At 52.0% G+C, this 5,713-nt stretch carries 1 protein-coding gene, 2 tRNA genes and 3 rRNA genes; all 6 read left to right on the top strand.

Going from position 1 to position 5,713, the window contains the following annotated elements; genetic code table 11:
- The coding region (locus DKW72_RS16630) for a hypothetical protein (RefSeq protein WP_232522441.1) at positions 1–187 on the top strand (187 nt) is incomplete at its 5' end.
- A gap of 220 nt (positions 188–407) precedes the next feature.
- A 16S ribosomal RNA gene (locus DKW72_RS16105) occupies positions 408–1,941 on the top strand.
- A gap of 123 nt (positions 1,942–2,064) precedes the next feature.
- Positions 2,065–2,141 (top strand) — tRNA-Ile (locus tag DKW72_RS16100).
- Positions 2,142–2,224: 83 nt separating this feature from the next.
- A tRNA-Ala gene (locus DKW72_RS16095) sits at positions 2,225–2,300 on the top strand.
- Positions 2,301–2,492: 192 nt separating this feature from the next.
- Positions 2,493–5,383 (top strand): 23S ribosomal RNA (locus tag DKW72_RS16090).
- A gap of 157 nt (positions 5,384–5,540) precedes the next feature.
- Positions 5,541–5,656, top strand: a 5S ribosomal RNA gene (gene rrf, locus DKW72_RS16085).
- Together the 16S, 23S and 5S rRNA genes with 2 tRNA genes alongside form the textbook arrangement of a ribosomal RNA operon.
- The last annotated feature ends 57 nt before the right edge of the window (positions 5,657–5,713 follow it).

Here is a 5,713-nt window from a genome sequence, read left to right as displayed (position 1 = left end):
GCTGAATCTGAAAAACTTCTTGAAAAATAGGGGTTTACAAAGGGAATTTGAAGTGTATAATGCGCAGCTCCTGACGGATCAGGGGTCGCTGGAAAGGCTCGCCAAGGCAGCATTTCAGCGCAGTGTTTTGAGAAGGTTTCTGGAGCCGCTTCGGCGCTTCGAAAAAGTTTCAAAAAACGCTTGCTAAAACGGATTTGATGCGTATAATTCGCATCCCACGGTTGAGGCCAGCCCGCAACCGGATCTTTAAAAGATAGATCAAGCAATGCGTGTGGGCGCTTGCGGGATAATCGGCACAAAAGATTATCAGACGCAAGTGACCCGACAATTCAAGTAATTGACGTAAAGTCTAGCGTTTGAGTATGAATTAGTGATGTCAGTATGTAGTCGGCATCACGCAGCTCTTTAAACTGAAGAGTTTGATCATGGCTCAGATTGAACGCTGGCGGCAGGCCTAACACATGCAAGTCGAGCGAGAAAGTCCTTCGGGGCGAGTACAGCGGCGGACGGGTGAGTAACGCGTGGGAATCTGCCCAATAGTGGGGGACAACATCTCGAAAGGGATGCTAATACCGCATACGCCCTACGGGGGAAAGCAGGGGATCTTCGGACCTTGCACTATTGGATGAGCCCGCGTCGGATTAGCTAGTAGGTAAGGTAACGGCTTACCTAGGCGACGATCCGTAGCTGGTCTGAGAGGATGATCAGCCACATCGGGACTGAGACACGGCCCGAACTCCTACGGGAGGCAGCAGTGGGGAATATTGGACAATGGGGGCAACCCTGATCCAGCCATGCCGCGTGTGTGAAGAAGGCCTTCGGGTTGTAAAGCACTTTCAGCGAGGAGGAAAACTTGTGGGCTAATACCCTACGAGCTTGACGTTACTCGCAGAAGAAGCACCGGCTAACTCCGTGCCAGCAGCCGCGGTAATACGGAGGGTGCAAGCGTTAATCGGAATTACTGGGCGTAAAGCGCACGTAGGTGGTTTGTTAAGCCAGCTGTGAAAGCCCCGGGCTCAACCTGGGAATTGCAGTTGGAACTGGCAGGCTAGAGTGCAGTAGAGGAGTGTGGAATTTCCTGTGTAGCGGTGAAATGCGTAGATATAGGAAGGAACATCAGTGGCGAAGGCGACACTCTGGACTGACACTGACGCTGAGGTGCGAAAGCGTGGGGAGCAAACAGGATTAGATACCCTGGTAGTCCACGCCGTAAACGATGTCTACTAGCCGTTGGGAGCCTTGAGCTCTTAGTGGCGCAGCTAACGCACTAAGTAGACCGCCTGGGGAGTACGGCCGCAAGGTTAAAACTCAAATGAATTGACGGGGGCCCGCACAAGCGGTGGAGCATGTGGTTTAATTCGACGCAACGCGAAGAACCTTACCAGGTCTTGACATCCTGCGAACTTTCTAGAGATAGATTGGTGCCTTCGGGAACGCAGTGACAGGTGCTGCATGGCTGTCGTCAGCTCGTGTCGTGAGATGTTGGGTTAAGTCCCGTAACGAGCGCAACCCCTGTCCTTAGTTGCCAGCACGTAATGGTGGGAACTCTAAGGAGACTGCCGGTGACAAACCGGAGGAAGGTGGGGATGACGTCAAGTCATCATGGCCCTTACGACCTGGGCTACACACGTGCTACAATGGGCGGTACAAAGGGTTGCCAAGCCGCGAGGTGGAGCTAATCCCGAAAAACCGTTCGTAGTCCGGATCGGAGTCTGCAACTCGACTCCGTGAAGTCGGAATCGCTAGTAATCGTGAATCAGAATGTCACGGTGAATACGTTCCCGGGCCTTGTACACACCGCCCGTCACACCATGGGAGTGGGTTGCACCAGAAGTAGCTAGTCTAACCTTCGGGAGGACGGTTACCACGGTGTGATTCATGACTGGGGTGAAGTCGTAACAAGGTAGCCCTAGGGGAACCTGGGGCTGGATCACCTCCTTAAACGATGGTCGACTTATTCCGTAAGTGTCCACACGCATTGCTTGATCGGTTGTGACAGTAATGACTCTGCAAGCTACAGCCTGGCTGCAAGCAAAGGTAACTGAGCTTGTGGTGATGTTTCATAGGCCTGTAGCTCAGCTGGTTAGAGCGCACCCCTGATAAGGGTGAGGTCGGCAGTTCAAGTCTGCCCAGGCCTACCAAATTTCCGTTACTCAGCGTTATTTTGCCCCTTGCATAGCAGGCTATGCGGCGGGACAAAATGCCTTGATTAACGAAAATTCCCGGGGCTATAGCTCAGCTGGGAGAGCGCCTGCCTTGCACGCAGGAGGTCAGCGGTTCGATCCCGCTTAGCTCCACCAATTACCTCTTCATTACTGTCATCAGTCACTTGTGTTTTCTCGCGAGAATACAACTGACTGGTTCGTGCAACCAGATGTTCTTTAACAAGGTGAATTGTAAAGCTGTAATAATTTATTGCTGATGTAAGACTTTGTGTGATTCTCTACACACGATGTCCGGCGTAATATCGTTAATAGTCGTTTGTGTTATATGGTCAAGCGACTAAGCGCACACGGTGGATGCCTAGGCAGTTGGAGGCGATGAAGGACGTAGGAGCCTGCGATAAGCGTGGGGGAGCTGGCAAACAAGCTGTGATCCCGCGATTTCCGAATGGGGAAACCCACCTACCGTAAGGTAGGTATCATGCACTGAATACATAGGTGTATGAGGCGAACCCGGGGAACTGAAACATCTAAGTACCCGGAGGAAAAGAAATCAACCGAGATTCCCTGAGTAGCGGCGAGCGAAAGGGGAGCAGCCCTTAAGCAATTTGTGTTTTAGTGGAAGGTTCTGGAAAGTTCCGCGATACAGGGTGATAGCCCCGTACACGAAAAGGCACATATTGTGAAATCGAGTAGGACGGGACACGTGTTATCCTGTCTGAATATGGGGGGACCATCCTCCAAGGCTAAATACTCCCAACTGACCGATAGTGAACCAGTACCGTGAGGGAAAGGCGAAAAGAACCCCTGTGAGGGGAGTGAAATAGATCCTGAAACCGTGTGCGTACAAGCAGTAGGAGCAGACTTGTTCTGTGACTGCGTACCTTTTGTATAATGGGTCAGCGACTTATTGTCAGTGGCAAGGTTAACCGTTTAGGGGAGCCGTAGCGAAAGCGAGTCTTAATAGGGCGTTTTAGTCGCTGGCAATAGACCCGAAACCCGGCGATCTATCCATGGGCAGGTTGAAGGTTGAGTAACATCAACTGGAGGACCGAACTCACTAATGTTGAAAAATTAGGAGATGACCTGTGGATCGGAGTGAAAGGCTAATCAAGCCGGGAGATAGCTGGTTCTCCCTGAAAGCTATTTAGGTAGCGCGTCATGTCTTACCCTCGGGGGTAGAGCACTGTTTGGGCTAGGGGGTCATCCCGACTTACCAACCCCATGCAAACTCCGAATACCGAGGAGTACAATCATGGCAGACAGACGGCGGGTGCTAACGTTCGTCGTCAAGAGGGCAACAACCCAGACCGCCAGCTAAGGTCCCCAATGTTAGTTAAGTGGGAAACGATGTGGGAAGGCTCAGACAGCTAGGAGGTTGGCTTAGAAGCAGCCATCCTTTAAAGAAAGCGTAATAGCTCACTAGTCGAGTCGGCCTGCGCGGAAGATGTAACGGGGCTAAAACTAGCAACCGAAGCTGCGGACGCCACTTTGTGGCGTGGTAAGGGAGCGTTCTGTAAGTCTGCGAAGGTGAGTTGAGAAGCTTGCTGGAGATATCAGAAGTGCGAATGCTGACATGAGTAACGATAATGGGAGTGAAAAACTCCCACGCCGGAAGACCAAGGGTTCCTGTCCAACGCTAATCGGGACAGGGTTAGTCGGCCCCTAAGGCGAGGCTGAAAAGCGTAGTCGATGGGAAACAGGTTAACATTCCTGTACCACTTATTACTGCGATGGGGGGACGGAGCAGGCTAGGCCAGCACGGCGTTGGTAGTCCGTGTTTAAGGTTGTAGGCTGAGATCTTAGGTAAATCCGGGATCTTAAGGCCGAGAACTGACGACGAGCACTCTTTTTAGAGCGCGAAGTGGTTGATGCCATACTTCCAAGAAAAGCCTCTAAGCTTCAGGTAATAGGTGACCGTACTCGAAACCGACACAGGTGGTCAGGTAGAGAATACTAAGGCGTTTGAGAGAACTTGGGTGAAGGAACTAGGCAAAATAGTACCGTAACTTCGGGAGAAGGTACGCTGCTGACGGTGATGGGACTTGCTCCCTAAGCTGTTGGCAGTCGAAGTGACCAGGTGGCTGCGACTGTTTATTAAAAACACAGCACTGTGCAAACTCGTAAGAGGACGTATACGGTGTGACGCCTGCCCGGTGCCGGAAGGTTAAATGATGGGGTTAGCTTCGGCGAAGCTCTTGATTGAAGCCCCGGTAAACGGCGGCCGTAACTATAACGGTCCTAAGGTAGCGAAATTCCTTGTCGGGTAAGTTCCGACCTGCACGAATGGCGTAACGATGGCCACGCTGTCTCCACCCAAGACTCAGTGAAATTGAAATCGCTGTTAAGATGCAGTGTACCCGCGGCTAGACGGAAAGACCCCGTGAACCTTTACTATAGCTTTGCACTGAACTCTGAACCTACTTGTGTAGGATAGGTGGGAGGCTTTGAAGCGCAGACGCTAGTTTGTGTGGAGCCAATCTTGAAATACCACCCTGGTATGTTTGGGGTTCTAACGTCGGCCCGTTATCCGGGTTGCGGACAGTGCATGGTGGGTAGTTTGACTGGGGCGGTCTCCTCCCAAAGAGTAACGGAGGAGCACGAAGGTTGGCTAATCATGGTCGGAAATCATGAGGTTAGTGTAATGGCACAAGCCAGCTTAACTGCGAGACTGACACGTCGAGCAGGTACGAAAGTAGGTCATAGTGATCCGGTGGTTCTGTATGGAAGGGCCATCGCTCAACGGATAAAAGGTACTCCGGGGATAACAGGCTGATACCGCCCAAGAGTTCACATCGACGGCGGTGTTTGGCACCTCGATGTCGGCTCATCACATCCTGGGGCTGAAGCCGGTCCCAAGGGTATGGCTGTTCGCCATTTAAAGTGGTACGCGAGCTGGGTTTAGAACGTCGTGAGACAGTTCGGTCCCTATCTGCCGTGGGCGTTGGAGATTTGAGAAGAGTTGCTCCTAGTACGAGAGGACCGGAGTGAACGAACCTCTGGTGTTCGGGTTGTCACGCCAGTGGCACTGCCCGGTAGCTATGTTCGGACGGGATAACCGCTGAAAGCATCTAAGCGGGAAGCCTCCTTCAAGATGAGATCTCCCTGGGACCTTGAGTCCCCTAAAGGGCCGTTGAAGACTACAACGTTGATAGGTTGGGTGTGGAAGCGCTGTGAGGCGTTGAGCTAACCAATACTAATTGCCCGTGAGGCTTGACCATATAACAGAGACGATTATTAACGTTACGACGGACATCGCACGCGCAAGCGGCGGAGAGTCACACGTCGAACATCAGCAGGCTTTACAATTCACCGCCCTATTTGAAGGCATACGAGCTGTCACTGTGACGTAAGACTCTACACCTTCATACCGCTTTGCTTGACGATCATAGCGAGTTGGAACCACCTGATCCCTTTCCGAACTCAGAAGTGAAACGACTTAGCGCCGATGGTAGTGTGGGGTTTCCCCATGTGAGAGTAGGTCATCGTCAAGCGCTTAATTTAAAACGCCCTGTAGTGTTCACTGCAGGGCGTTTTTCTTGGGCGCTCGA

Source organism: Marinimicrobium alkaliphilum (genome assembly GCF_003259155.1).
GTDB classification, from domain to species: domain Bacteria; phylum Pseudomonadota; class Gammaproteobacteria; order Pseudomonadales; family Cellvibrionaceae; genus Marinimicrobium_A; species Marinimicrobium_A alkaliphilum.
The sequence above is the reverse complement of the archived record's forward strand: the minus strand, read 5'-3'. Positions and strand labels throughout refer to the sequence as shown.